Raw genomic sequence first — 22627 nt, forward strand, 5'->3', positions numbered from 1 at the left:
CGGCACTGGCGCAACCGGATCCGATGCCGAGGTCACTTCGGCGGGAGGGTGCCCGCGGGCTGGGACTGCTGCCCGTTGGGCGGCTGGGGAACGGCCTGCTGCGGCTGCGGAATCTGCTGCTGCGGGGCACCCTGCGCGGGGGCGGCCGTCGCGCCCGGCGCGACGGCCTGCGGGGCGACCTGCGGCAGGCCGACCGTCTGCAGAACGCGCTTGATGACGTCCTCGGGGCTGATCTCGTCGGCGAGCGCGTCGTAGGACAGCACCAGGCGATGGCGCAGCACGTCGGGGATCACCTCGACGACGTCCTGCGGCACCACGTAGTCGCGGCCGCGGATCAGCGCCACCGCACGCGCGGCGGCGATGATGCCGAGGCTGGCGCGCGGGGAGGCGCCGTAGGAGATCCAGCTGGCCACGTCCTGCATACCGAATTCGGCCGGTTTGCGGGTCGCCGCGATCACCCGGACCACGTAGTCGACCAGAGCGTGGTGCACGAAGGTATTGGCCGCGACCTTCTGCAGGCGGATCAGGTCCTCCGGCGCCAGGATGCGACTCGCCTCCGGCGGGGTGACGCCCATCCGGTAGATGATCTCGCGCTCCTCCTCCACCGAGGGATAGTCGACGACGACCTTGAACAGGAAGCGGTCGCGCTGCGCCTCGGGCAGCGGATACACGCCCTCGCTCTCGATCGGGTTCTGCGTCGCCATGACCAGGAACGGGTCCGGCATCGGGTAGGTCTTGCCGCCGATCGACACGTGCCGCTCGGCCATCACCTCGAGCAGCGCCGACTGCACCTTGGCGGGCGCGCGGTTGATCTCGTCGGCGAGCACGAAGTTCGCGACGACCGGGCCGAGCTCGGTGTCGAACTGCTCGCGGCCCTGCCGGTAGATGCGGGTACCGATGAGATCGGTGGGCACCAGGTCGGGCGTGAACTGCACCCGGGCGAACGAACCGCCGACCACCTTGGCGAAGGTCTCCACCGCGAGGGTCTTCGCGATACCGGGAACGCCTTCGAGCAGGACGTGACCGCGCGCGAGCACACCGACGAGCAGTCGTTCGACCAGGCGGTCCTGGCCCACGATCACCCGCTTGACCTCGTAGATCGCCTTCTCCAGGGTCTGGACGTCACGCTCGAGGGTGCTGGGCGTGGAAACCGGCGTGTCCTTCGCCGAGTTCACTCCGCTCACACCGTCCGTCGAAGTCACCAACATCCCCGCTTTCGCCTTGGTCCTGTGCGTGCTGCCACAACTATTCCAGGTAATCACCGCCTGTGCCGCAACCGGACCCGACAGAATGGGAATTCGGCGGCCCCGCGGCCACGCACAGTACCCGGAATGTCCGGAATCAGGAGACTATGCGCACCGCGAACGGCATGATGCCGCCCTCCCGGACCGGGGACACCTTCACCACGTCGCCGGATTCCGGCGCCTCCACCATCTTCCCGTCGCCCAGATACAGCGCCACGTGCTGACTGCCGTTCGGCCCCCAGAACAGCATGTCGCCGCGTTCGCGGTCATCGACCGGCACCCGGGTGCCCGCGTTGTATTGGTAGCCGCTGTAGTGCGGCAGCGAGACCCCGATGCCCGCGAACGCGTAGACCATCAACCCGGAGCAGTCGAAGCCCACCTTGCCGTAGTCACCGTGGCGGTCGGCCACACCGCCGTCGCGGATGCCGAGCGTGGGCCCGTCCTCGTCACCACCACCCCACGCGTAGGTGACGCCCAGCTGGGACATGGCCCGATCGACCACGATCTCGATCGCCGACGAACCCCCGACCGACGGCGCGTCCGGCCGGGGCGCGCTGCGCCGCGCCGGTGGCGAATCCTCCAACTGGGTGTGCGGGCGCTTGCCCGCGCCCAATTCGGCGGCGCGATCCTGGGCGGCTCGGTCGGCGGCCGCGCGGGCGGCGGCCGCCGCCGCGGCCGCGCGCACCGCGGCCTCCTCCGCTTTGCGCAGTGCGTCCCAGGCCAGGTACGCCTCGCGCTGGTCCTGCAGCCCCGCGACGTTGTGACGCGCCTGATCCAGCCGGCCCTGGGCGTCCTGGCGCTGCCGCAGCAGGTCGTCGCGCTGGGCGGTCTGGCGGTCGAGTTCGGCCTTGGCCGCGGCGACCGCGTGCTCGGCGTCGGTCTTGCGCGCCGCGGCGACGGCGGCGGCCGCGTCGGCGTCCGACTTCGCCCGCCGGGCGCTGGAGTTCTTGTTGCCCTGATCGATCTGTGCTCGGCGCAGGCCGTCCAGTACCTGCCGGCGGTTCTTGGAGACGAGGTCGAGGAGCTGGGCCCGGTCCAGCGCGATCGCGGGCGTGGCCGCCGCGAGGTAGGTGATCATCGAGTCGGAGCCCGGCCGGGCATAGACCTGGGTGGCGAACTGGTCGAAGTTGCGGCGCGCCTGGCCGACCCTGGCCCCGGCGTCGGCCAAGGCGGCTTGGGTGTCCACCACCACGGCGGCGGCCGCGTCGGCGGCGTCGCGCGCGTCCTGCAGGTCCACCAGCGCCTTGTTGACGTCTTCGCGGCGCCGCGCGACGGCGTCGTCGAGCTGCCCCAGCTGGTGATCGACCACGGCGACCTGGTTGACCAGGGTGCCGACCTCGGCGACGCCCGCGTCGACCTGTGCGCCCGCCTGCGCGATCTGGCCGTCGCTGGGATTTGGCGGAGGAGGCGGCACAGCGACGACCGGCCCGGCCGTAACCACTACAGCGACCGAGATCAGCAACCCCGCAGCGATCGTTAATCGGCGCCGGTAGGTCAGCGCGCCGTTGTTGCGCATCACACCTCCAAGGACCGGATTCCGGTAATCCTCGAGGGCATCAGGCGGACCATGACGCACTGTGGTCGACGGATGGCCTCTGGGAACACTTATTCCCCATCAGGGACCATTCGAACCGTAAGACACTTGCGTCACCGACGAAACAACATTCACGCAACTATGCGGTTCGGTCTCTTAATTGCTAGAAGTTTGCTACACACGGCTGACGGTTCATTCAGACAGAACGAACCAACTGTTCGGAAAATTAGCTGAATGGAAACTGGGAGCGCTGGTTATCCCCCTAGACCCACCCGCGACATCCTTCGCATCCAGCGAAGAATCCGGCAGGGAGACCGCAGGCAACGGCGACATCGCGCGGCCGAAACGGCCGAGCCTCGTACTACTCGCCCTCCGGGGCCCGCCGATCGCTCGCCACTCGCACCGGCTCGGCGGCGTCGTTCGCCGCGCGCCGGACCTTGAGCCAGTACAGCCCTGCGATGGCCGCCGCCGTCCCCACCAGCAGCGTCCCGGTGATCGCGGTCCAGGACATCGACTCCGGCGTCTCCAGGCGGGCGACGAAGATGCTCGCGGCCTCCCCGCTCTTGCCCTGGGTGCCCTTCGCGGCGTCCTCGGCCCATTCCAGCCGCACCCGGCTGATGGCGTCGCTGTAGGTGCCGATCCAGTCGTCGCTGAAAACGACGACAGTGCCGTGCTGCGTCTTGCCCACCTCGGTGGCCAGGTCACGTAGGCTCGAGTCGTGTCCTGGATTGCCGGGGACGACCACGATGCTCAGCGGGATTCCCTGCGATCGTGCCTCCGCGGCGATGGTGGCCAGTTCCGCCTTGTCCTTGCCGGTCAGCGTCGCGACGTGATCATCGGCCAGATCGGCGTTGAGCGAGCGCACGGTGTCGGTGGTGACATTCGGCGGCAATTCGGCGGCCATAGGGGTGAAAACCGAGTTGTGCGGGGCGGTCATCTTCCATCCGGTCTGTCGAGCCGCATCGGCAACCGAAGCGACGGGCATCCAACACTGCAGGTCGAGCAAGATCCCCCTTGCTGGCTCGAAAGCACAGTACGCGACGGAGTGTCGCATTCCGCGCGCACGGCACGCGGAACCGCCCCCTGGTGTTTCACAGGACAAGCGTACTGTTAAGGTCGTAGGCGCGAGGAACCGGCGCTCCAGCGGCACCGGAGCACCTCCGAAGACTCGGCCGCCGGCACAGCCCCGTCGGCGGCCGCCCTCACAGACGAGTGGAGCTGACGTGACGACAAGTATCGATACTTTCGGCGCCAAGGGCACCCTCGAGGTGGGAAGCAACTCCTATGAGATCTTCCGCCTCTCCGCCGTGCCCGGCACCGAGAAACTCCCCTACGCACTCAAGGTCCTCGCGGAGAATCTCCTCCGCACCGAAGACGGCGCCAACATCACCGCCGATCACATTCGCGCCATCGCGAGCTGGGATCCGTCGGCGCAGCCGAACACCGAGATCCAGTTCACGCCCGCCCGCGTCATCATGCAGGACTTCACCGGCGTGCCCTGCATCGTCGACCTGGCCACGATGCGCGAGGCCGTGGCCACCCTCGGCGGCGACCCGGACAAGGTGAACCCGCTCGCCCCCGCCGAGATGGTCATCGACCACTCCGTCATCATCGACGTCTTCGGCCGCGCCGACGCCTTCGAGCGCAACGTCGACATCGAGTACCAGCGCAACGGTGAGCGCTACCAGTTCCTGCGCTGGGGCCAGACCGCGTTCGACGACTTCAAGGTCGTCCCGCCCAGCACCGGCATCGTGCACCAGGTGAACATCGAGCACCTGGCCCGCGTCGTCATGGTCCGCAACGGCCAGGCCTACCCCGACACCTGCGTCGGCACCGACTCGCACACCACCATGGTCAACGGCCTCGGCGTGCTCGGCTGGGGTGTCGGCGGCATCGAGGCCGAGGCGGCCATGCTCGGCCAGCCCGTCTCGATGCTGATCCCGCGCGTCGTCGGCTTCAAGCTGACCGGTGAGATCAATCCCGGCGTGACCGCGACCGACGTCGTGCTCACCGTCACCGACATACTGCGCAAGCACGGCGTGGTCGGCAAGTTCGTCGAGTTCTACGGCAGGGGTGTGGCCGAGGTGCCGCTGGCCAACCGCGCCACCCTCGGCAACATGAGCCCCGAATTCGGTTCCACCGCGGCGATCTTCCCGATCGACGAGGTGACCGTCGAGTACCTGCGCCTGACCGGCCGCTCCGACGAGCAGGTCGCGCTGGTCGAGGCGTACGCCAAGGAGCAGGGCCTCTGGCACGATCCCGACACCGAGCCCGCCTACTCCGAGTACCTCGAACTGGATCTGAGCACCGTGGTGCCGTCCATCGCGGGCCCGAAGCGGCCGCAGGACCGGATCCTGTTGTCGGAGTCGAAGATCGCGTTCCGCAAGGACATCCACAACTACACCAGCGACGCGGAGAGCGGCCCCGCCGCCGACACCCCGCACAGCAAGCTGGACGAGGCCGTCGAGGAGTCCTTCCCGGCCAGTGACCCGGCCGTGCTGTCCTTCGCCGACGACGGCTCCGATTTCACGCCGTCCGCCGCGAACGGCGCGCAGGGCCGCCCGAGCAAGCCGGTCAAGGTCTCCACCGAGGAGTACGGCGACTTCGTGCTCGACCACGGCGCGGTCGTGGTCGCCTCGATCACCTCCTGCACCAACACCTCCAACCCGTCGGTCATGATCGGCGCGGCCCTGCTGGCCCGCAACGCGGTGGACAAGGGCCTGGCCCGCAAGCCGTGGGTGAAGACCTCCATGGCGCCGGGCTCGCAGGTCGTCAACGGCTACTACGAGAAGGCCGGCCTGTGGCCGTACCTGGACAAGCTGGGCTTCAACCTGGTCGCCTTCGGTTGCGCCACCTGCATCGGCAACACGGGCCCGCTGCCGGAGGAGATCTCCAAGGCGGTCAACGACAACGACCTCACCGTCACCGCGGTGCTGTCGGGTAACCGCAACTTCGAAGGCCGCATCTCCCCCGACGTCAAGATGAACTACCTGGCCTCCCCGCCGCTGGTCATCGCCTACGCGCTCGCGGGAACCATGGACTTCGACTTCGAGAACGACCCGCTGGGCAAGGACACCGAGGGCAACGATGTCTTCCTGAAGGACATCTGGCCCTCGCCGCAGGAGATCCAGGACACCATCGACCGGGTCATCAGCCGCGACATGTTCCTCGAGGACTACAAGGACGTGTTCCGGGGCGACGAGCGCTGGCGCGGCCTGCCCACGCCGGAGGGCAAGACCTTCGAGTGGGACGCCGAGTCGACCTACGTGCGCAAGCCTCCGTACTTCGAGGGCATGCCGCAGACCCCGCAGCCGGTCACCGACATCAACGGCGCCCGGGTGCTCGCGCTGCTCGGCGACTCGGTCACCACCGACCACATCTCCCCGGCGGGCAACATCAAGCCCGGTACCCCGGCCGCCCAGTACCTGGAGGCCAACGGCGTCGAGCGCAAGGACTACAACTCCTACGGCTCGCGCCGCGGCAACCACGAGGTGATGATCCGCGGCACCTTCGCCAACATCCGGCTGCGCAACCAGCTGCTCGACGACGTCTCGGGCGGTTACACCCGCGACTTCACCCAGGAGGGTGGCCCGCAGGCGTTCATCTACGACGCGTCGCAGAACTACCAGGCCGCGGGCATTCCGCTGGTCGTGCTCGGCGGCAAGGAGTACGGTTCGGGCTCCTCGCGTGACTGGGCCGCCAAGGGCACCAGCCTGCTGGGCGTGAAGGCCGTCATCACCGAGTCGTTCGAGCGCATCCACCGCTCCAACCTGATCGGCATGGGCGTCATCCCGCTGCAGTTCCCCGCGGGCGAGTCGGCCGCGTCGCTGAAGCTGGACGGCACCGAGACCTTCGACATCGAGGGCATCACCCAGCTGAACGAGGGTGTCACCCCGAAGACCCTGAAGGTCACCGCCACCAAGGAGAACGGTGACAAGATCACCTTCGACGCGGTGGTGCGGATCGACACCCCCGGTGAGGCGGACTACTACCGCAACGGTGGCATCCTGCAGTACGTGCTGCGCAACATGATCAAGGCCTGATCGCGCCCTCGAAGTCTCGTGTTTGCGCGCCGGAAACCCGCGCCCGCGGCGTATGCGCTTCGGGCACGCGAACACGAGACGGGCGTGAACGTCGCTCGTAGCACTGGCTCCCCGCGGAGTCGCCATTGCGCGAGCTGCGGCCGAACCATGAGCACCCAGGTTGCCCAGCCAGTGCTCCGGACACCGCCGTCACGGCCGTTCGGATCACTACCCGCCTCGCTCGTACTGTGCGAACCCCCGCGTCGGCGCACCGCCGACGCGGGGTTCCGTGTATCCCCCGCTGGAGGATCCCATGCCCAAGGTCAGTGACGATCACCTCGCCGCCCGGCGCAGCCAGATTCTCGACGGAGCACGCCGCTGCTTCGCCGAATACGGCTACGACGGCGCCACCGTGCGCCGCCTCGAGGAGGAGATCGGGCTATCCAGGGGCGCCATCTTCCACCACTTCCGCGACAAGGACGCGCTGTTTCTCGCCCTCGCCCAGGAGGACGCCGAACGCATGGCCGACGTCGCGGCCAACCAGGGCATCGTGCAGGTGATGCGCGACATGCTCGCCCATCCCGAGCAGTTCAACTGGCTCGGAACGCGGTTGGAGATCGCGCGGCGGCTGCGCACCGATCCCGAATTCCGCGCCGGCTGGACCCAGCGTTCGGCCGAGCTCACCGCCGCCACCCTGGCCCGTTTGGAACGCCGCAAGGCCGCGGGCGCACTGCGCGACGACGTGCCCACCGACGTCCTGCTCGGCTACCTCGATCTGGTCCTCGATGGGCTGATCGCCCGGATCGCCTCCGGGCACACCAACGAGAACCTCTCCGCCGTCCTGGATCTCGTCGAGGCGTCGGTCCGCTCCCCCGCCTCTCCGGGTCTTTAGGCCGGTACGAGATCTCAGTACGTCGTATTGATGTACTCGGCGGCGTGCGTGGTCCACGGGACGTTCGTCCCGGGCATGTGCTGGTTGTTGTAGAGGACGTGCTGGCCGTAGGGCCACGGGGTGAGGTAGCCGACGACGCCGCGGACCGCCGCGGTGTAGCGGTCGAGGTTGCCGATCGGGTCGTGCAGCAGGATCTCGAGCAGTTCGGCGAAGATCAGCGGTGCGACGTCGCCGATGCGGGCGCCCTCCACGAAGGAGAACGGCGAGATGCCCACGTCGATGACGCGCAACGGCGAATTGCCCGGTGACGCGGTGATGATGTCGCCGGGGTTGGCGTACTCGCGGACCGCGACGGAGGCAGGCCACGCGCCACGCTGCCCGTGCAGGCCGAATGTGTTAGCGGGGCAGAGATTCCCGACCGACTGCCCGGCACGGCGCAGCGGGTTGGCGATGTTCACCACGAAAGCGATCTCCAGCGGCGTGCCGTTCGTGTTCTCGTACTTCCCCGCGTGCACGCCCTCCAGGATCCGGCTGGCGCAGATACCGCCGAGCGAATAACTCAGCAGGCCGCAGACATTCGGCGAGTCCTGGATCGCCTTCACCCCGGCGGCGACGCCGAGCCGCACCGACGTCTCCAGCGAAGGGCCCCACGCCTCGGGCACCGGCCCCACCGACGCGGGCCAATCCGGTTCGAAGCAGCTGAACTTCCCGGTGTCGAGTAGTTTCGTGACGTCGTGCAGCATGCCCGCGGGCGTTCCGTCGGAGTTGCGCGGCTCGCCGGTGCCGCGGAGAGTGATGATGTCGATCATCGTGGCCTCCTTGCACAACCGCACCGACCCCTTCGGTACGGAATCTCAAGGTAGACCTGCGGCGCCCCCCGGACACGAGTATCGGGCTACCTCATCGCAGCCCGAGTTCTCCCATGTAGAGCGCGATTCGGCGGATCGAGGGGTGCGCGAGCTACCGCGACTACGCGTCCGGTTCCATACTGGTCAGCAGGATTCGCGCGATTCGGTCCAGTTCTGTCCGTTCCCCCGCGGTGAGCACCGACAGCATCCTCGTCTCGTTCGCGGTGTGCTCGGTGACCACGGTGTCGACCAGTTCCCGCCCCGCCGCGGTGAGGGCGACGCGCACTGCCCTGCGGTCCTGGGCGTCGGCGACGCGCCGTACCAGCCCCGCCGATTCCAGCCGGTCCAGCCGTCCGGTCATACCCGCCCGGGACAGCATCAGCGTGTCGGCGAGCACCGAGGGGTTGAGTTCGAACGGCTCGCCCGAACGACGCAGCGCGGCAAGCACATCGAACTCGCCGCGCTGCAGTCCGTGCTTGCCGAATACCGCCTCGATCTCACGCTGGGCCACCACCAGCAGCCTGCCCAGGCGCCCCACCACGCCCATCGCCTCGAGATCGAGGTCCGGCCGTTCGCGCTCCCACTGCGCCACGATGGCGTCCACGGCGTCCGTTCTTCGCTCGGTCATGGACAGGATCTTATTCGGCAAGTTATAGTTCGGGAGCGAATTATCAATCACCGAACTAGTTGGAGATTCCGATGACCATCCCCGCTCCCCGTAAGGACGTCGCGATCCGGCAGCCGCAGGACGCGGAAGTCCTGCGCACCACGTCGGTCACATTGCGCCTGCTGATCGACGCCGAGGAGGCCGGCGGCGGGCTGAGCACGCTCGAGGTGAACATGGAACGCGGCGCGGACGGCGCGGCGCCGCACTATCACACGCGTTCCGACGAGCTGTTCTACGTCGCCGAGGGCGAACTGCAACTGCTGGCCGGCGACCGCATCGTCACCGTCGGCGCGGGCGGTTCCATCGTGGTCCCGAAATTCATGCCGCACGCCTTCGGCGCCACACCGGACAGCACGGCGCGGATCCTGATCGCGCTCACCCCTGGCGTGCAGCGTTTCGAGTACTTCCGGCTATTGGAACGGATCGCCGCGGGCGAGTCCACGATGACCGATCTCGCTGCCGCCCAAGACGAGTTCGACAACCACTTCATCGACGCGCCCGCCTGGTGGGCGGAGCGCAACGCGAATCGGGACCGATAGCGGACAGGGCCTCCGGATCCGACTGCGCGCGAGCGGATCCGCGTGAATCGCTCAGGAAGCGGTCACACCCGGCGGGCCAGGGGCGCGAAAGTACAAATGCACAGCCGCCACTATCGGGCTATGGACACCGGCCGCGCGGCATAGGAGAACAGCTCCATGATTGCGCTGTAAGTATTTCCAACCTACCGGAAAACTTTCGGCGCTCGGCCGTTATGGATCGGAATTCGGTTTGTCACAGGCCGGGAAATCTCGCGATACGAGCCGATAGGGCCCCTCGTCGCGATATGATCGCTCACACGCTTGGGGGTCGTGGCAAATCGTGAGCAGATCGGAGAACCGGCTATGACCGACGCAATCCACCTTCCCGGGACGACGCCGAAGGATGACCGTGTTCCTCCGCTCCAGGGTTTGCTGGTCGCGGAATCGGACCGGCAGATCAGCGTGCGCGTCGCCGAGGGAACGTGGACGTTCAGTCGGTCCGATGTCCTGCGCGTGGTCGATTCCGCGGCACCCCGGACCGATCAGGACGGCCGTCCGGTACTGGTGGACATCCGCGCGGGCGCCACCGCCGATTTCACCCGCAGGCTGCGCATCGACCTGGTCGATCGGCCGATGACCATTCCGGAGTCGCCGTCGGAGGCGCTCGGTGACGAGCAGCTGCGTCAGCTCACCGAAACCTGGGCCGACCGGCTGCAACTCGTGGACTGCCCGGGCTCGGGCGGGGCGACGTTCACCTACTGCCAGACCAAATCGATCAACGGCAGCGACGACGGCATCAACTGCGACAGTCTCGACTGAGCGGCAGGCGGATGGCCGCACGCCGGCGCGGTTCGGTCCTGATCGTGTCCGAATCCGATGATCTACACGCCACCGCGATGGCGGCGACGCTGCGAGACCACTACGGGCTCGGCCCGATCCAGCTCGACCTGCGTGATTTCCCCCGCGAGTCCGGCAGCTTCCGGCTGGACCGGCTCGGCACCGCACGCTCGCTGTCGCACGTCATCGGCCTCGACGACGTCCGGTCGGTGTGGTGGCGGCGCCCGCACCCCGCGCGGGTGCCCGCGGGTGTCCGCGCCTCGGACAACGATTTTCGCCAGGCCGAGTGCGACGGGTTCATCCAGGGACTGCTCTGGTCCATCCCCGCCCACTGGGTCAACGACCCGGGGGCCGACCGGACCGCGGGACGCAAGATCGTGCAACTGGAAACGGCGTTGCGGGCCGGGTTCGCGGTGCCGGAAACGCTGATCACCAACGATCCGGACGAGGCGCGCAGCTTCGTCGAATCCCGGCCCGGCCCGGTCGTTTACAAACGCACCGGCACCAGCCGCGCGGAGTTCGCCGAGACCAGGATCATCTCCGAGGACGATTTCGCCAGGCTGGACGCGATCCGTTCGGCGCCGACCACCTTCCAGGACTACATCGACGCCACCTGCGATCTGCGGGTGGTCTGGGTGGACGGCGTCGAATGGACGGTGCGCATCGACTCGCAGGCGGGCGTCGGCAAGGTCGACTCCCGGCTGGACACGTCGGTCGATTTCGTGCCCGACCACCTGCCCGCCTCGGTGAGCAAGTCACTGGCCACGCTGATGGGCGCGCTCGGATTGTCCTTCGGTGTGCTCGACATTCGGCTCGGCCGCGACGGCGAGTACTACTTCCTCGAGGTCAACCCGCAGGGCCAGTTCGCCTACCTGGAGATCAAGACCGGTCTGCCGATCTTCCGCAGCCTGGCCAACCTGCTGGTGGACGGCGACGGCATGGTGGCAGGCTACTGAGTTCGTCCTCCGCGCCGGACGCGGGCACTCGCACAGGCCCGCGCCTGTCCAGCGGGGCCATGGCGGGCCGGTACTACGACACCGGCTCGACCGGCCTCACCCCGGCACCGGATTGTGTTGCGCCTGCGACCGATATCGGCCCGTCACCAGGAGACCGACCATCCGGGCATCGACGCCGCCGAACAGCTCGGTGAGACAAGCATTCGGTTCGGTGACGTCGACGTCGATCCGGTCGAGTGCTTCGAGCGCGCCTGATCCGTGGCCGGGCAAGCTGACCAGGATCCACGGCAGCAGGGTTCCGCACCGCGCGGTTGCTTCCGTCGGCCACGTGTCCCCACGTGCGGACGGCCCTCGCGGCGCGAATCCCTTGCGCCGTTACGGCCCTATTGGCCCTTGCGGCGATTGGCTCCGCCCCGGCTGCGGAGCTGCACATGCGACTCCACCAGCACATTGTGGATGAAGCCGTAGGAGCGGCCGGTGGACCGCGCCAGCGACCGGATGCTCGCACCCGCCTCGTACTGTTTCTTCAGCTGGGTTTGTAGGCGATCGCGGGACTTCCCGGTGACGCGTGTGCCCTTACCCAATGTGGCCTTGCTTTGTGGCCTGTCGCTCATGGCTTCCTCCGAGTCGCCGAGCAGCGTCTTTCCAGGCTAAGCACTCAGGAGGCCATGATCAACGGGTTCCTGTGATGAAACTCACGCGAGCTGAATAAGTTCCAGATATTCGGCCGACCAATGGTCTTCTGTCCCGTCCGGGAGCAGGATCACGCGTTCCGGAGACAACGCCTCCGCTGCGCCCGGGTCGTGGGTCACCAGCACCACAGCGCCCGCGTAGGTGCGCAGGGCGTCGAGCACCTGCTCGCGCGACACCGGGTCGAGGTTGTTCGTCGGCTCGTCCAGCAGCAGCACGTTCGCCGCCGAGGAGACCAGACCGGCCAGCGCGAGACGGGTCTTCTCACCGCCCGAGAGGGTGCCCGCGGGCTGGTCGAGCTGCGGACCGGAGAACATGAACGCGCCGAGCAGGCCACGCAGATCCTGCTCGCCCGCGTCGGGAGCGGCGTGGCGGATGTTCTCCCACACGGTGGCGTTGTCGTCCAGGGTGTCGTGTTCCTGGGCGAAATATCCGATCTTCAGCCCGTGGCCCGGCACCAAACCGCCCGCCGTGGGCTGCTCGACTCCGGCCAGCAGGCGCAGCAGCGTCGTCTTACCCGCGCCGTTGAGCCCGAGGACCACCACCCGGCTGCCGCGGTCGATCGCCAGGTCGACGCCGGTGAAGATCTCCAGCGAGCCGTAGACCTTGGTCAGGTTCTCGGCCATCAGCGGCGTCTTGCCGCAAGCCGCTGGCTCGGGGAACTTGATCCGGGCGACCTTGTCGGCGACGCGTACGTCGTCGAGTTCGGCCAGCAGGCGATCGGCGCGCTTGGCCATGTTCTGCGCCGCAGTCGCTTTCGTGGCCTTGGCGCCCAGTTTGGCCGCCTGGGCGCGCAGCGCGCTCGCCTTCTTCTCGGCATTCGCGCGTTCACGGCGCCTGCGCTGCTCGTCGGTGGCGCGTGCGTCCAGGTACTTCTTCCAGCTCATGTTGTAGACGTCGGCCTCGCCGCGCACCGCGTCCAGGAACCACACCTTGTTCACCACGTCGGCGAGCAGTTCCACGTCGTGACTGATGACGATCAGGCCACCGTCGTGATTCTGCAGGAAGCCACGCAGCCAGGTGATCGAGTCGGCGTCGAGGTGGTTGGTCGGCTCGTCCAGCAGCAGGATGGTGTCCGAGCGCCCGCCGCTGCCGTCGGAAGCGGCGAACAGGATGCGCGCCAATTCGATTCGGCGCCGTTGACCACCGGACAGGGTGCGCAACGACTGACCGAGCACCCGGTCGGGCAGACCGAGGCTGTGGCAGATGCGCGCCGCCTCGCTCTCGGCGACGTAGCCGCCGAGCGCAGAGAAACGTTCCTCGAGCCGCCCGTACTTGCGGACCGCCTTCTCGCGTTCCTTGTCGTCGGCGACCTCGGCCATCAGCGCCTGCTGCTTCTCCATCTCACGGATCAGCGTGTCCAGGCCGCGCGCGGACAGCACCCGGTCGCGGGCCAGCACGTCCAGGTTGCCCTCGCGCGGGTCCTGCGGCAGGTAACCGATGTCGCTGGAGCGAAGAATCTTCCCGGCGTACGGCTCGCCCTCGCCGGCCAGGATGCGCAGCGTGGTGGTCTTACCCGCGCCGTTGCGTCCGACCAGCCCGATCCGGTCGCCCGCCTGTACCCGTAGCGCCGGTCCGGGAGCGGACAGCAGGGTGCGGACTCCGGCCCGGACCTCCAGGTCGGTCGCGGTGATCACAAACTTCTCCTTGCGGATCGTGGGGCTGGGCGCGTGCTCGACTGTGCGACCCGACGCGCACAAGAACCACCGATTTTACCCGGGCCGCGGGGTGCTCCCCCATACCAGCACCCCGCATGTGACGGCGGTAACGGCTCGGGCGATCGGCTGCGCTACGGTGCGATGCCATGAGTACCGATCTGTTGGGCAAGAGCGCTCTGGTCACAGGAGCCAGCCGGGGCATCGGCAAGGCGGTCGCGGCGGAGCTGCTCGGCCGCGGCGCGAACGTGCTGATCACCGCGCGGAAGAAGGAGCCGCTGGAGGAGGCCGCCGCGGAGCTGCGCGAGCTGGGCCACCAGGGTCAGGTCGTGGCATTGGCGGGCAACTCGGGCGTCGCCGAGGATCGGGCGGCCGCGGTCGAGCGCGCGGTCACGGAGTTCGGTTCGCTGGACGTCCTGATCAACAACACCGGCATCAACCCGGTCTACGGCTCCCTGATGGAGGCCGACCTGGACGCCGTGCGGAAGATCTTCGACGTGAACGTGGTCGCGGCGCTCGGCTACATCCAGGAGGCGTACCGGGCGTGGATGCGCGATCACGGCGGCGCCGTGGTCAACGTGGCCAGCGTCGCGGGCATCCGCTCTACCGGTGTGATCGCCGCCTACGGTGCGTCCAAGTCCGCGCTGATCCATCTCACCGGGGAACTCGCCTGGCAGCTCGGGCCGAAGATCCGGGTGAACGCGGTCGCGCCGGGCGTGATCAAGACGAAATTCGCCGACGCGCTGTACTCGTCGGACGAAGAGCGCGCCGCGAGCGTGTACCCGATGAAGCGACTGGGCAGTCCTGAGGACGTGGCGCGCTTGATCGGCTTCCTGGTCTCCGACGAGGCGGCCTGGATCACCGGCGAGACGGTGCGCGTGGACGGTGGACTGCTCTCCACCGGCGGGATCTGACCCCAGGCGGGACGGCCGTCCGCATCGGGCCGCCCTGCGCTACCGGAAGGCCAGTGCGCCGACCGTGTCGGCATGCCGGTAGCGCAGGTACCTCTCGACGGTCGCGGGGTCGACCGCGCCGGTGGCCGTCGCCAGCGTCACCACCACGAATTCCTTCTCGCTGCCGTCCTTCCACTTGCCGGTGGCGTAGCCCTTGATGTAGCTGCCGGGACGCAGGGTGAGGTCCGCGTCGGTGAACCGATCCTTGGCCGCGGCGGCCCGGCTCCGGTCGGCCATGCCGAGGACGAACTGGGTGAGCATGAGCGCGCCGCCTTCGGCGCGATACACCAGCTCCGCCGCGTAGCCGCAGCCGAGGCTCGTGAGCTTGCCCGCCACCTCGATGGGGTGGCAGTCGGCGTGGTCACGGCCGTCGACCCAGTCGGCGTGCAACTCGACGCGATCGAACCGGAAATCCCAGTCCTTCGCGAATTCGGTATAGCTCAGCCTGCCCGGCGAAGGGTGCGTACCGCCCGGCGCGGGAGCCGCGGGCCGCGGGCTGGTGACGCCACCCGCGCGGGTGGTCGCCTCGGCGGACGTGGCGGCCTGCGCGTGACCCTGTACGCGCGAATTCGCCGATACGCCGATACCGACCGCCCCCAGCACGGCGACCGCGACGACCGCCAGCGCGAGGATCACGCCGGTTCGGCGCTCGGGCGCGGGCGGTTGCGGCGGCGTCTCCCATGCCTGCATCGGGTACGCGCTCGGCGGGGACATGCTTCCCCAGTCCGGCGCTTGCCGCGCCTGGTCCGATTTCCCGTAGTCCCCTTCGCCGCCGAATCCGGAACCGGACGGGTAGGTCATCGGGTCGCCCTCCACACTTTCGGCAGCCGTCCCACCCCGTGTGGGCCTCCCCGGCGCTGCCCGAGAGACCCTACCCGATCGGGCGCGTTCGGTCGCCGTGGCTCAGAGCCGCGCGGGCTGGAGCCAGTCCTCCCGACCCGCGACCGCCGCAGCGGCAGGCCCCTCTTCGATGCCGAACCGCCGGTGCAGTTTGCCCAGCGGACCGGGCGCGTACCAGTTCCAGTGGCCGAGCAGTTCCATCGCGGCGGGCAGCAGGAAGCCGCGCACCAGGGTCGCGTCCACCAGGACGGCCAGCGGGAGGCCGATGCCGAACGCCTTCATGAAGGTGATGTCGGAGGCGAGGAAACCGAGGAAGACCAGCGAGATCAGCACCGCGGCGGCGGTGACGATCCGGCCGATCCGCTCCAGGCCGGAAGTGACGGCCAGTGCGTTGGACCTGGTGCGCTGGTATTCCTCCCGGATGCGCGCCAGCAGGAACACCTGGTAGTCCATGGCGAGGCCGAACGCCACGCCGAACAGCATGACCGGAACCGTGGGCGGCAGATCGCCGGTGACGGTGAATCCGAGCAGACCCGACAGGTGCCCGTCCTGGAAGATCCAGACCAGCGCACCGAAGGTGGCCGTCAGGCTCAGGAAGCTGAGCACCACCGCCAGCAGCGGCAGCACGACGCTTCCGGTCAGCAGGAACAGCACCACCACCATGATCAGCACGACGAAGGCCAGCGCGTACGGCAGCGCCGAGACCACCGCGCCGATCGCGTCCGCGTTGGCCGCGGCAACGCCGCCGACCAGCACCTCCGAGGCGGCGGGCGTCGCGCGCACGTCGTCGGCGATCCGGTCGAGCACCGTGGGGTCGGTGGTGTCCGGGATCAGCGAGAGATAGGCGGCGTTCTCGGCGCGGAAACCGTCGTGGGCGGCGGTGGGCGCGGCGAGCAGACCGCCGTGGCTGTAGCTGCCGGTGGCGGTGTCGACCCGGCGGACGTTCTCGATCTCCGACAGTTCCCTGGCGTAAGCGTCCAATCCGGCGGCGCTGTAGGCGCTTTCGGGCAGCACCGCGAACAACCCGTTCTGTTCGGTGGCCGCGAAGTCCCGCTGGATGATCTCGGTGACCTGGCGGTTGTTCATCGACTCCGGCAGGGAGCGTTCGTCGGGGAAGCCGAGCTGCACACCGAGGAACGGCGCGCCCAGCACGAGCAGCAGGGCGGTCACCGCGAGCCCGATGGGCACGGGTCGCATCATCACGAACCGCGCCAGGCGGTGCCAGGCTCCCTCGCCGGGCGCGGGACGGGCGGCGCGCAGGAACCACCACAACTGGCCGCTGTCGATCTTGGCGCCGAGCAGGAACAGGATCGCGGGCAGCACGGTCAGCGACACCGTCGCGGCGATCACCGCGACGGCCAGACCCGCGTAACCCATCGACCGCACGGCCAGCAACGGGAAGAACAGCAGGCCCGACAAGGCGACAGCGACGGTGACGGCCGAGAACAAGACGGTCCGGCCGGCCGAGCGCATGGTCGCGGCCACCGCGGCACCGGGCTGCTGACCGGCCACCAGTTCGTCGCGGTAGCGGCTGATCATCAGCAGGCTGTAGTCGATCGCCAGACCGAGGCCGAGCAGCGTGGCGACGTTGGTCGCGGTCGCCGCGAGGTCGGTGACGCTCGCGATCAGCCACAGCGCGCCCATCGTGATCATCACCGTGATCATCGCGACCACCAGCGGCAGGCTGGCCGCGACCAGACCGCCGAACACCAGCAGCAGTGCGATCAGCGTGATCGGGAAAGCGATCGATTCGCCGAGCACGACGTCTTTCTCGCTCTGCTGCACCGTCTCGTGCAGCAGCATCGCGTAGCCGCCGACCCGTACGTCGAGCGGGCCGTGGGCGCCGCCGAAGCGGTCGGCCAGCTCACCCACCCGCTGGTCGACCTCGGCTTCCTCGCCGAGGATGCTGGCCACGATCAGCCCTTTGGTGCCGTCGGTGCTGCGCAGCGCGGGCGATTTGTCGGTCCAGTACGACGTGACGCCCGCGACGCCGGACACCGACTTCAGCTCGGTGACCAGATTGGTCGCCGCGGTGGCCGCGGCGTCGTCGTCCACCGACCGGCGAGTCTGCACCAGCAGCACGAAATTCGGGGTGGCCTGGCCGAAGGTATCGCGCAGCACCGCCGTCGCCCGGCTCGACTCGCTACCGGGGTCGATGTACCCGCCGCCCTGCACCTTGTCGAACAGCGTCGCGCTCAGCGTGCCCATCGCCAGTGCGAGCACCACGAACACGGCGAGGATCCACCGGCTGCGCCGCCTGGTCAGTTCGAACACTGCGTCTACCCCTAACTCGTTCCGGTCCAACCGCTTTCGCTCTGCGAGCTCCAGCGGTCGCCGGTCGGCAACCTGCCGGCGCGCCATCCGCGGCGCACCGGTGCGCCGACACCGCGCACTCGGCACCGGGGCCGGGTGCGTGCGCCAGCGCCCCGGCATCCTAGCAACGCGCGACAAACTACGGTGAGCGCGAACACATTCCGTCGGCGCGAGTCGCTGCTGTACGCTGCGCAGCCGGATCGCCGCGACGGTGTTCGCGAAGAATTCCGCCGCGCGCCGGACCTCGAGCCAGTACAGCCCTGAGATCGCCGCCGCCCCACCAGCAGCGTCCCGGTGATCCCTCACGAGATCCGCCCGAAGCGAGTTCGACGCGGTGGCCGCACCCTTGTCGAGCGAGCGGATGAGAGGCTCGGACCATGCATCGCATCGCAGCCCCGCGAATCCGAACGGCCGGGAAGTGAGGCCCGACTTGGTCGTGTGCGGCCTCGGCCCCGCCGGTCGTGCCCTCGCACACCGCGCCGTAGCGCGCGGGCTCACGGTCACCGTGCTGGATCCCGCGCCGGAGCGCAGGTGGACCGCGACGTACGCGGCGTGGGCCGACGAACTGCCGGATTGGCTGGCGCCGGAGGTCGTCGCGGCGACGGTGTCCCAGCCGCTGGCCTGGGGAACGCGCGCGCATCGGCTGGACCGCCCGTACGTCGTGCTGGACACCGCGCGGTTGCAGGCCTCGCTGCACCTGTCCGATGCATATGTCGTCGCCGACCGCGCGGTCGACATCGCTCCCGAACGCGTCACCACGGCCTCCGGCGCGACGATCACCGGCGGCAGGGTGATCGACGCGCGCGGACTCGCCCGCTCCCCCGCACGAGCCGAGCAGACCGCCTACGGCGTCATCGTGGACGCCGGACGCTGCGCTGGTCTCGACCCGCTGTTCATGGACTGGCGGCCGGACAACGGCGCCGCCCCCGGCACGCCGCCTTCGTTCCTCTACGCCGTCCCGCTGGACGACGAGCGGATGCTGCTCGAGGAGACCTGCCTGGCCGGCCGCCCCGCGTTGACGGGCGCGCAACTGCGCGCCCGTTTGCGCCACCGGCTCGGCGCGCGGGGCATCCGGCTCACCGGTGACGAGCCCGTGGAGCACGTCCGGTTTCCCGTCCAGGGAGGCCGTCCGGGGCCGCGCGGGTTCGGGGCGGCGGGCGGCTTCCTGCACCCGGCGACCGGTTACAGCGTCGGCGCCACGCTGGCCGCGGCCGACGCGATGGCGGCGGGGCAGAACGTGTGGCCGGCCACGGCGCGCGTCGTCCACCGGTTGCGCAGCGCCGGTCTGCGGGCGCTGCTTGCGCTGCCACCGGAGGACCTCCCGCTGTTCTTCGACACGTTCTTCACCCTGCCCCCGGCCGCACAGCGCGCGTATCTGTCCGGCCGCACGGACCTGGCGGGCACGGTCACGGCGATGAGTTCGCTCTTCGCGGCTCTGCCGGTACGGCTACGTCGGCGTGTCGCGGTTGCGACACTCGGTTTCCGGTTCGCGCGCGAGGTCGGAGGGCTTCGGCCATGATGGGAACATGAGATCGATCTGGAAGGGCTCGATCGCATTCGGGCTGGTGAATGTTCCGGTGAAGGTGTACACCGCCACCGAGGACCACGACATCCGGTTCCATCAGGTGCACGCCAAGGATGGAGGCCGGATCAAGTACGACCGCGTCTGCACCGTGTGCGGTCAATCCGTCCAGTACACCGAGATCGACAAGGCCTACGAGTCCCCGGACGGCGACAAGGTCGTCCTGAGCGACGAGGACTTCGCGAAACTGCCCGTGGCGGAGAAGCACGAGATCCCGGTGCTGCAGTTCGTGCCGTCCGAGCAGATCGACCCGATCCTGTTCGAGAAGAGCTATTACCTGGAACCGGACTCCAGCACGCCGAAGGCCTATGTCCTGCTGGCGCGGACGCTGGAGAAGGTCGAACGCACCGCCCTGGTGAACTTCACGCTGCGGCAGAAGACCAGGCTGGCCGCGCTGCGCGTGCGCGACGGCATCCTGGTGCTGCAGACGCTGCTGTGGCCCGATGAGGTCCGTTCCGTCGACTTCGAATCCCTCGACGGGGTCGCCGACCCGCGCCCGCAGGAGATCAAGATGGCCGAGACGCTCGTCGAGGCGATGTCCGACGACTTCGATCAGGAGCAGTTCACCGACGAGTATCAGATCGAACTGAAGCGCCTGCTCGACGAGGCGATCGCCAGCGGCACCGGCAAGGTGCCCGAGCAGCCGGAACTCGCGCCGGCCGGAATGGACGCCGAGGTGGTCGATCTGGTCGCCGCGCTGCAGCGCAGCCTGGAGGCCAGTGGACGCCGGACGGCCGGCGGCGACGGGGCAGAGGCCGAGCCGAAGAAGACCGCGAAGAAGGCCGCGACCAAGAGCGCCGGAGCCAAGAGCGGCGCGGCCAAGAGCAGCGCATCCAAAAGCACGGCCTCCAAGAGCGCGGCGAAGAAGACCCCCGCGAAGAAGGCCGCCAAGAAGGCTCCGGCTCGCAAAGGCGCCTGAGGCTCGGAGCGAGGCCGCGACCGAGGGGCCGAGTCAGTCCCGCGCCGCGCGCCGCCGGCCTTCTTCGAAGAACTCCAATAGTGCCGCGACGGTGTTCACCGCGCCGCGTGGCCTGAGTGCGCCGAATGGCGCGTTCCAGAAATCGCCGGTTCGCGGGGTCCACGGTCCGATGTAGGCGTACGGGCCGGGGTGGGCGTCGTCTCCCGGCGATATCCCATAGTTCACCTCATCGATCGTGCTCGCCAGGTCGAAATGCTCCGGCCACAGCACCGGTGTCACATCGGGCGCCAGGCAGCGCAGCGCCTTGTCACCCAGCGCCAGCCAGTCTTCGATCAGCCCGGCTGCCGAGGGATCCACCTCGATCGCCGCATCGGGATCGACGCCCGCTGTGGCCGGGTACACCCCTTCCGGCGGCCCGGGCTCGAAACCCGCGGCCCTGGCAACCTCCCGAAAGGTCCCCGCCAGCCGGGCACGCCCTTCCGGCCACACCAGCTCGTCCCCGACCACCGATACCGGCCACCGCACTCCCCCGAAGCCTCCCCGCGCAACCCCCAACCGGATGGTGCCGAACTGTCGGTACTGCGGCCCGGCGATCAACAACTCCGCGACCGCGTGCAACCCGGCTCGCGATCGCCGATACGTCACCTCGTCCACCTCCGCATCATCTCCGCTGTGCGCGGTCTCGCGCACGCGTTTGATCCGAGCGACGCGACGGGCGGGCAGGAAGCCCAGGAGTGATAGCGGAGACGCTCTCAGGCGCCTCCTGCTGCTCCCGAAGGCCCGGTGATGCCCTCACTGCTGCCGAAGCTCGCTTCCTCGTGGCTGACCAGTCCGAGCAAGGCGAGGGGCCGCGGTGTCACCGCGATGGTCAGGTAGGAGACCGTGATCGCCCAGCGGTTGACCGCTCTCGGCACGGCGAAGGTGTGATAGGCGCGGGTCACCGCCTTCGCGGGCAAGCCGGAGAGCCGCAGGCCCATCGGGTTCGCGACCGCGAAGCGCGGTCCGAGGTCCACGACCAGTCCCAGGTCGCGGTGCTTGTAGTCGGCGGCCGTGCCGATACCCAGGCTGGCGGCGACGTTCCTGGCGAGTGTCTTGCCCTGCCGTGTCGCGTGCTGGGCCGTGGGCGGGGTGATCCGGCCGGGCTTGGTCAGATCCGGCACCGCGGCCGCGTCACCGCCCGCGAACACGTCCGGATGGCCGGGCACGCCAAGCTTCGCGTCGACGACCAAGCGGCCCTTCTCCAGCGGCAGGCCGAGCGTGCCCAGCACCGGCGCGCCCGTCACACCCGTCACCCAGGCGACCGTGTGGGTGGGGACGACCGTTCCGTCGGTGAGCACGACCGAGTTCTCGTCGAGTTTCGACAGGGAGGTCTCCAGCCGGATCTCGATGCCTCGTTTCCGCAGTACTTGCAGCACCTTGTCGCTGAGCCGCTCGCCGACCTCCGGCATCACCCTCGGGGCTGTGTCGAGCAGAACGAAACGCACTTCGGCGGGGTCGAAGCCGCGGCGTGCGGCGTAGGTGTCGGCGAGGGCGCGCAACTGCGCGATCAGTTCGGTGCCCGCGTAGGACGCCCCCACCACGACCACGGTGCGGCGCGCCCGCCGCACCTCGGGGTCCTCTTCGTCGTCGGCGAGCTCGAGCTGGCGCAGCAACTGCTCGCGCAGGTACAGCGCTTCGGCGACAGTCTTGAGTCCGCGCGCGTGCTCCGCCAGGCCCGGGATGTCGAACAGGCGGGTGACCGACCCGGGCGTGAGCACCAGCCGGTCCCAGGACAGCTGTTTCGGCGGATGATGCTCGCTGGCCACCGTGATCGTCTTGTTCTGCAGATCGACCGACCGAGCGTTCGCGACCACCAGCCGGACCCGTGGCAGCGAATCGGCCAGCGAGATGGCGACGAACCGGGGATCGATCAGTCCACCCGCCACATCCGGCAGCAAGGGCGTATAGAGCAGGTAGTCATTGGGTGTGACGAGGACGATTTCGACGTCCCGTTTCGCTTTCGCCACAATGCGGCAAAGCTTCTGGGCGCAGGTGAACCCCGCGAACCCGCTTCCGACGATCACGACCCGCTGCGGGCCCGCTGTGTTCCCATCCGGCACGAAGACCTCCTCGGCGTCAGCTCCCCGACGCGATTCCCGCCCGGAGTGATCCGAAACC

20 protein-coding genes are annotated in these 22627 nt (G+C 68.8%); 8 read left to right on the forward strand and 12 right to left on the reverse strand.

Features of this window, described 5'->3' with window-relative positions; genetic code table 11:
* Positions 1–32: 32 nt before the first annotated feature.
* From ON29_RS16940 to ON29_RS16950, 3 genes are all read right to left on the reverse strand, one after another.
* On the reverse strand, positions 33–1208 hold the full coding sequence (locus ON29_RS16940) for an AAA family ATPase (protein ID WP_040867407.1): 1176 nt from the start codon (positions 1206–1208) through the stop codon (positions 33–35).
* A 133-nt stretch (positions 1209–1341) separates the two neighbouring features.
* Positions 1342–2760 (reverse strand): NlpC/P60 family protein, encoded by a 1419-nt coding sequence (locus ON29_RS16945; RefSeq protein ID WP_040867409.1) that lies wholly within the window; start codon positions 2758–2760, stop codon positions 1342–1344.
* A gap of 379 nt (positions 2761–3139) precedes the next feature.
* Positions 3140–3715, reverse strand: a complete 576-nt coding sequence (locus ON29_RS16950) for an Rv1476 family membrane protein (RefSeq protein ID WP_040867411.1) — start codon at positions 3713–3715, stop codon at positions 3140–3142.
* A gap of 286 nt (positions 3716–4001) precedes the next feature.
* Here ON29_RS16950 and ON29_RS16955 point away from each other — a divergent pair, with 286 nt between their 5' ends.
* Both ON29_RS16955 and ON29_RS16960 read left to right on the forward strand, forming a co-directional pair.
* Complete coding sequence (locus tag ON29_RS16955; RefSeq protein ID WP_040867414.1) at positions 4002–6821, forward strand: aconitate hydratase; 2820 nt, start codon at positions 4002–4004, stop codon at positions 6819–6821.
* A 292-nt stretch (positions 6822–7113) separates the two neighbouring features.
* Positions 7114–7692: a TetR/AcrR family transcriptional regulator gene (locus tag ON29_RS16960; RefSeq protein WP_040867442.1), complete on the forward strand. Its 579-nt coding sequence runs from the start codon at positions 7114–7116 to the stop codon at positions 7690–7692.
* Between the two features lie 14 nt (positions 7693–7706).
* Here the strand turns inward: ON29_RS16960 and ON29_RS16965 are convergent, their stop codons facing one another.
* A complete protein-coding gene (locus ON29_RS16965) occupies positions 7707–8501 on the reverse strand; it encodes a hypothetical protein (protein ID WP_040867416.1) in 795 nt (264 codons plus the stop codon).
* 160 nt (positions 8502–8661) lie between these two features.
* Positions 8662–9168: a MarR family winged helix-turn-helix transcriptional regulator gene (locus tag ON29_RS16970; protein ID WP_174371832.1), complete on the reverse strand. Its 507-nt coding sequence runs from the start codon at positions 9166–9168 to the stop codon at positions 8662–8664.
* A 71-nt stretch (positions 9169–9239) separates the two neighbouring features.
* On the opposite strand from ON29_RS16970, the gene ON29_RS16975 reads away from it, so the two are divergent.
* The 3 genes from ON29_RS16975 to ON29_RS16985 all read left to right on the forward strand — a co-directional run bounded on the left by ON29_RS16975 (position 9240) and on the right by ON29_RS16985 (position 11518).
* On the forward strand, positions 9240–9746 hold the full coding sequence (locus ON29_RS16975) for a cupin domain-containing protein (RefSeq protein WP_040867417.1): 507 nt from the start codon (positions 9240–9242) through the stop codon (positions 9744–9746).
* A gap of 342 nt (positions 9747–10088) precedes the next feature.
* On the forward strand, positions 10089–10544 hold the full coding sequence (locus tag ON29_RS16980; protein ID WP_040867420.1) for a hypothetical protein: 456 nt from the start codon (positions 10089–10091) through the stop codon (positions 10542–10544).
* Between the two features lie 44 nt (positions 10545–10588).
* On the forward strand, positions 10589–11518 hold the full coding sequence (locus ON29_RS16985; RefSeq protein ID WP_245548988.1) for an MvdC/MvdD family ATP grasp protein: 930 nt from the start codon (positions 10589–10591) through the stop codon (positions 11516–11518).
* Positions 11519–11614: 96 nt separating this feature from the next.
* Here the strand turns inward: ON29_RS16985 and ON29_RS35915 are convergent, their stop codons facing one another.
* From ON29_RS35915 to ON29_RS16995, 3 genes are all read right to left on the reverse strand, one after another.
* A complete protein-coding gene (locus ON29_RS35915) occupies positions 11615–11788 on the reverse strand; it encodes a hypothetical protein (RefSeq protein ID WP_157172812.1) in 174 nt (57 codons plus the stop codon).
* 113 nt (positions 11789–11901) lie between these two features.
* Positions 11902–12132 (reverse strand): helix-turn-helix domain-containing protein, encoded by a 231-nt coding sequence (locus ON29_RS16990; RefSeq protein WP_040867425.1) that lies wholly within the window; start codon positions 12130–12132, stop codon positions 11902–11904.
* Between the two features lie 81 nt (positions 12133–12213).
* Positions 12214–13845, reverse strand: coding sequence for an ABC-F family ATP-binding cassette domain-containing protein (locus tag ON29_RS16995; protein WP_040867444.1), 1632 nt, complete (start codon positions 13843–13845; stop codon positions 12214–12216).
* A 167-nt stretch (positions 13846–14012) separates the two neighbouring features.
* Here ON29_RS16995 and ON29_RS17000 point away from each other — a divergent pair, with 167 nt between their 5' ends.
* Complete coding sequence (locus ON29_RS17000; RefSeq protein ID WP_040867426.1) at positions 14013–14777, forward strand: SDR family oxidoreductase; 765 nt, start codon at positions 14013–14015, stop codon at positions 14775–14777.
* Positions 14778–14816: 39 nt separating this feature from the next.
* On the opposite strand, the gene ON29_RS17005 is transcribed toward ON29_RS17000, so the two are convergent.
* The gene (locus ON29_RS17005) at positions 14817–15617 is read right to left on the reverse strand and encodes a hypothetical protein (RefSeq protein ID WP_157172813.1); all 801 of its coding nucleotides are present in this window, start codon (positions 15615–15617) and stop codon (positions 14817–14819) included.
* A gap of 102 nt (positions 15618–15719) precedes the next feature.
* On the reverse strand, positions 15720–17930 hold the full coding sequence (locus ON29_RS17010; protein ID WP_051175308.1) for an MMPL family transporter: 2211 nt from the start codon (positions 17928–17930) through the stop codon (positions 15720–15722).
* A gap of 457 nt (positions 17931–18387) precedes the next feature.
* On the opposite strand from ON29_RS17010, the gene ON29_RS17015 reads away from it, so the two are divergent.
* Both ON29_RS17015 and ku read left to right on the forward strand, forming a co-directional pair.
* Entirely contained in the window at positions 18388–19488 is a 1101-nt protein-coding gene (locus ON29_RS17015) for a lycopene cyclase family protein (protein WP_040867428.1), read from the forward strand.
* A 7-nt stretch (positions 19489–19495) separates the two neighbouring features.
* The gene (gene ku, locus ON29_RS17020; RefSeq protein WP_040867429.1) at positions 19496–20470 is read left to right on the forward strand and encodes a non-homologous end joining protein Ku; all 975 of its coding nucleotides are present in this window, start codon (positions 19496–19498) and stop codon (positions 20468–20470) included.
* Between the two features lie 33 nt (positions 20471–20503).
* Here ku and ON29_RS17025 read toward each other — a convergent pair whose 3' ends face one another.
* Both ON29_RS17025 and ON29_RS17030 read right to left on the reverse strand, forming a co-directional pair.
* Positions 20504–21160, reverse strand: a complete 657-nt coding sequence (locus tag ON29_RS17025; RefSeq protein WP_245548989.1) for a hypothetical protein — start codon at positions 21158–21160, stop codon at positions 20504–20506.
* Positions 21161–21222: 62 nt separating this feature from the next.
* Positions 21223–22533 (reverse strand): NAD(P)/FAD-dependent oxidoreductase, encoded by a 1311-nt coding sequence (locus ON29_RS17030; protein ID WP_040867431.1) that lies wholly within the window; start codon positions 22531–22533, stop codon positions 21223–21225.
* Positions 22534–22627: the final 94 nt, after the last annotated feature.

Origin of the sequence: Nocardia exalbida NBRC 100660, assembly GCF_000308575.1 — a bacterium.
GTDB classification, from domain to species: domain Bacteria; phylum Actinomycetota; class Actinomycetes; order Mycobacteriales; family Mycobacteriaceae; genus Nocardia; species Nocardia exalbida.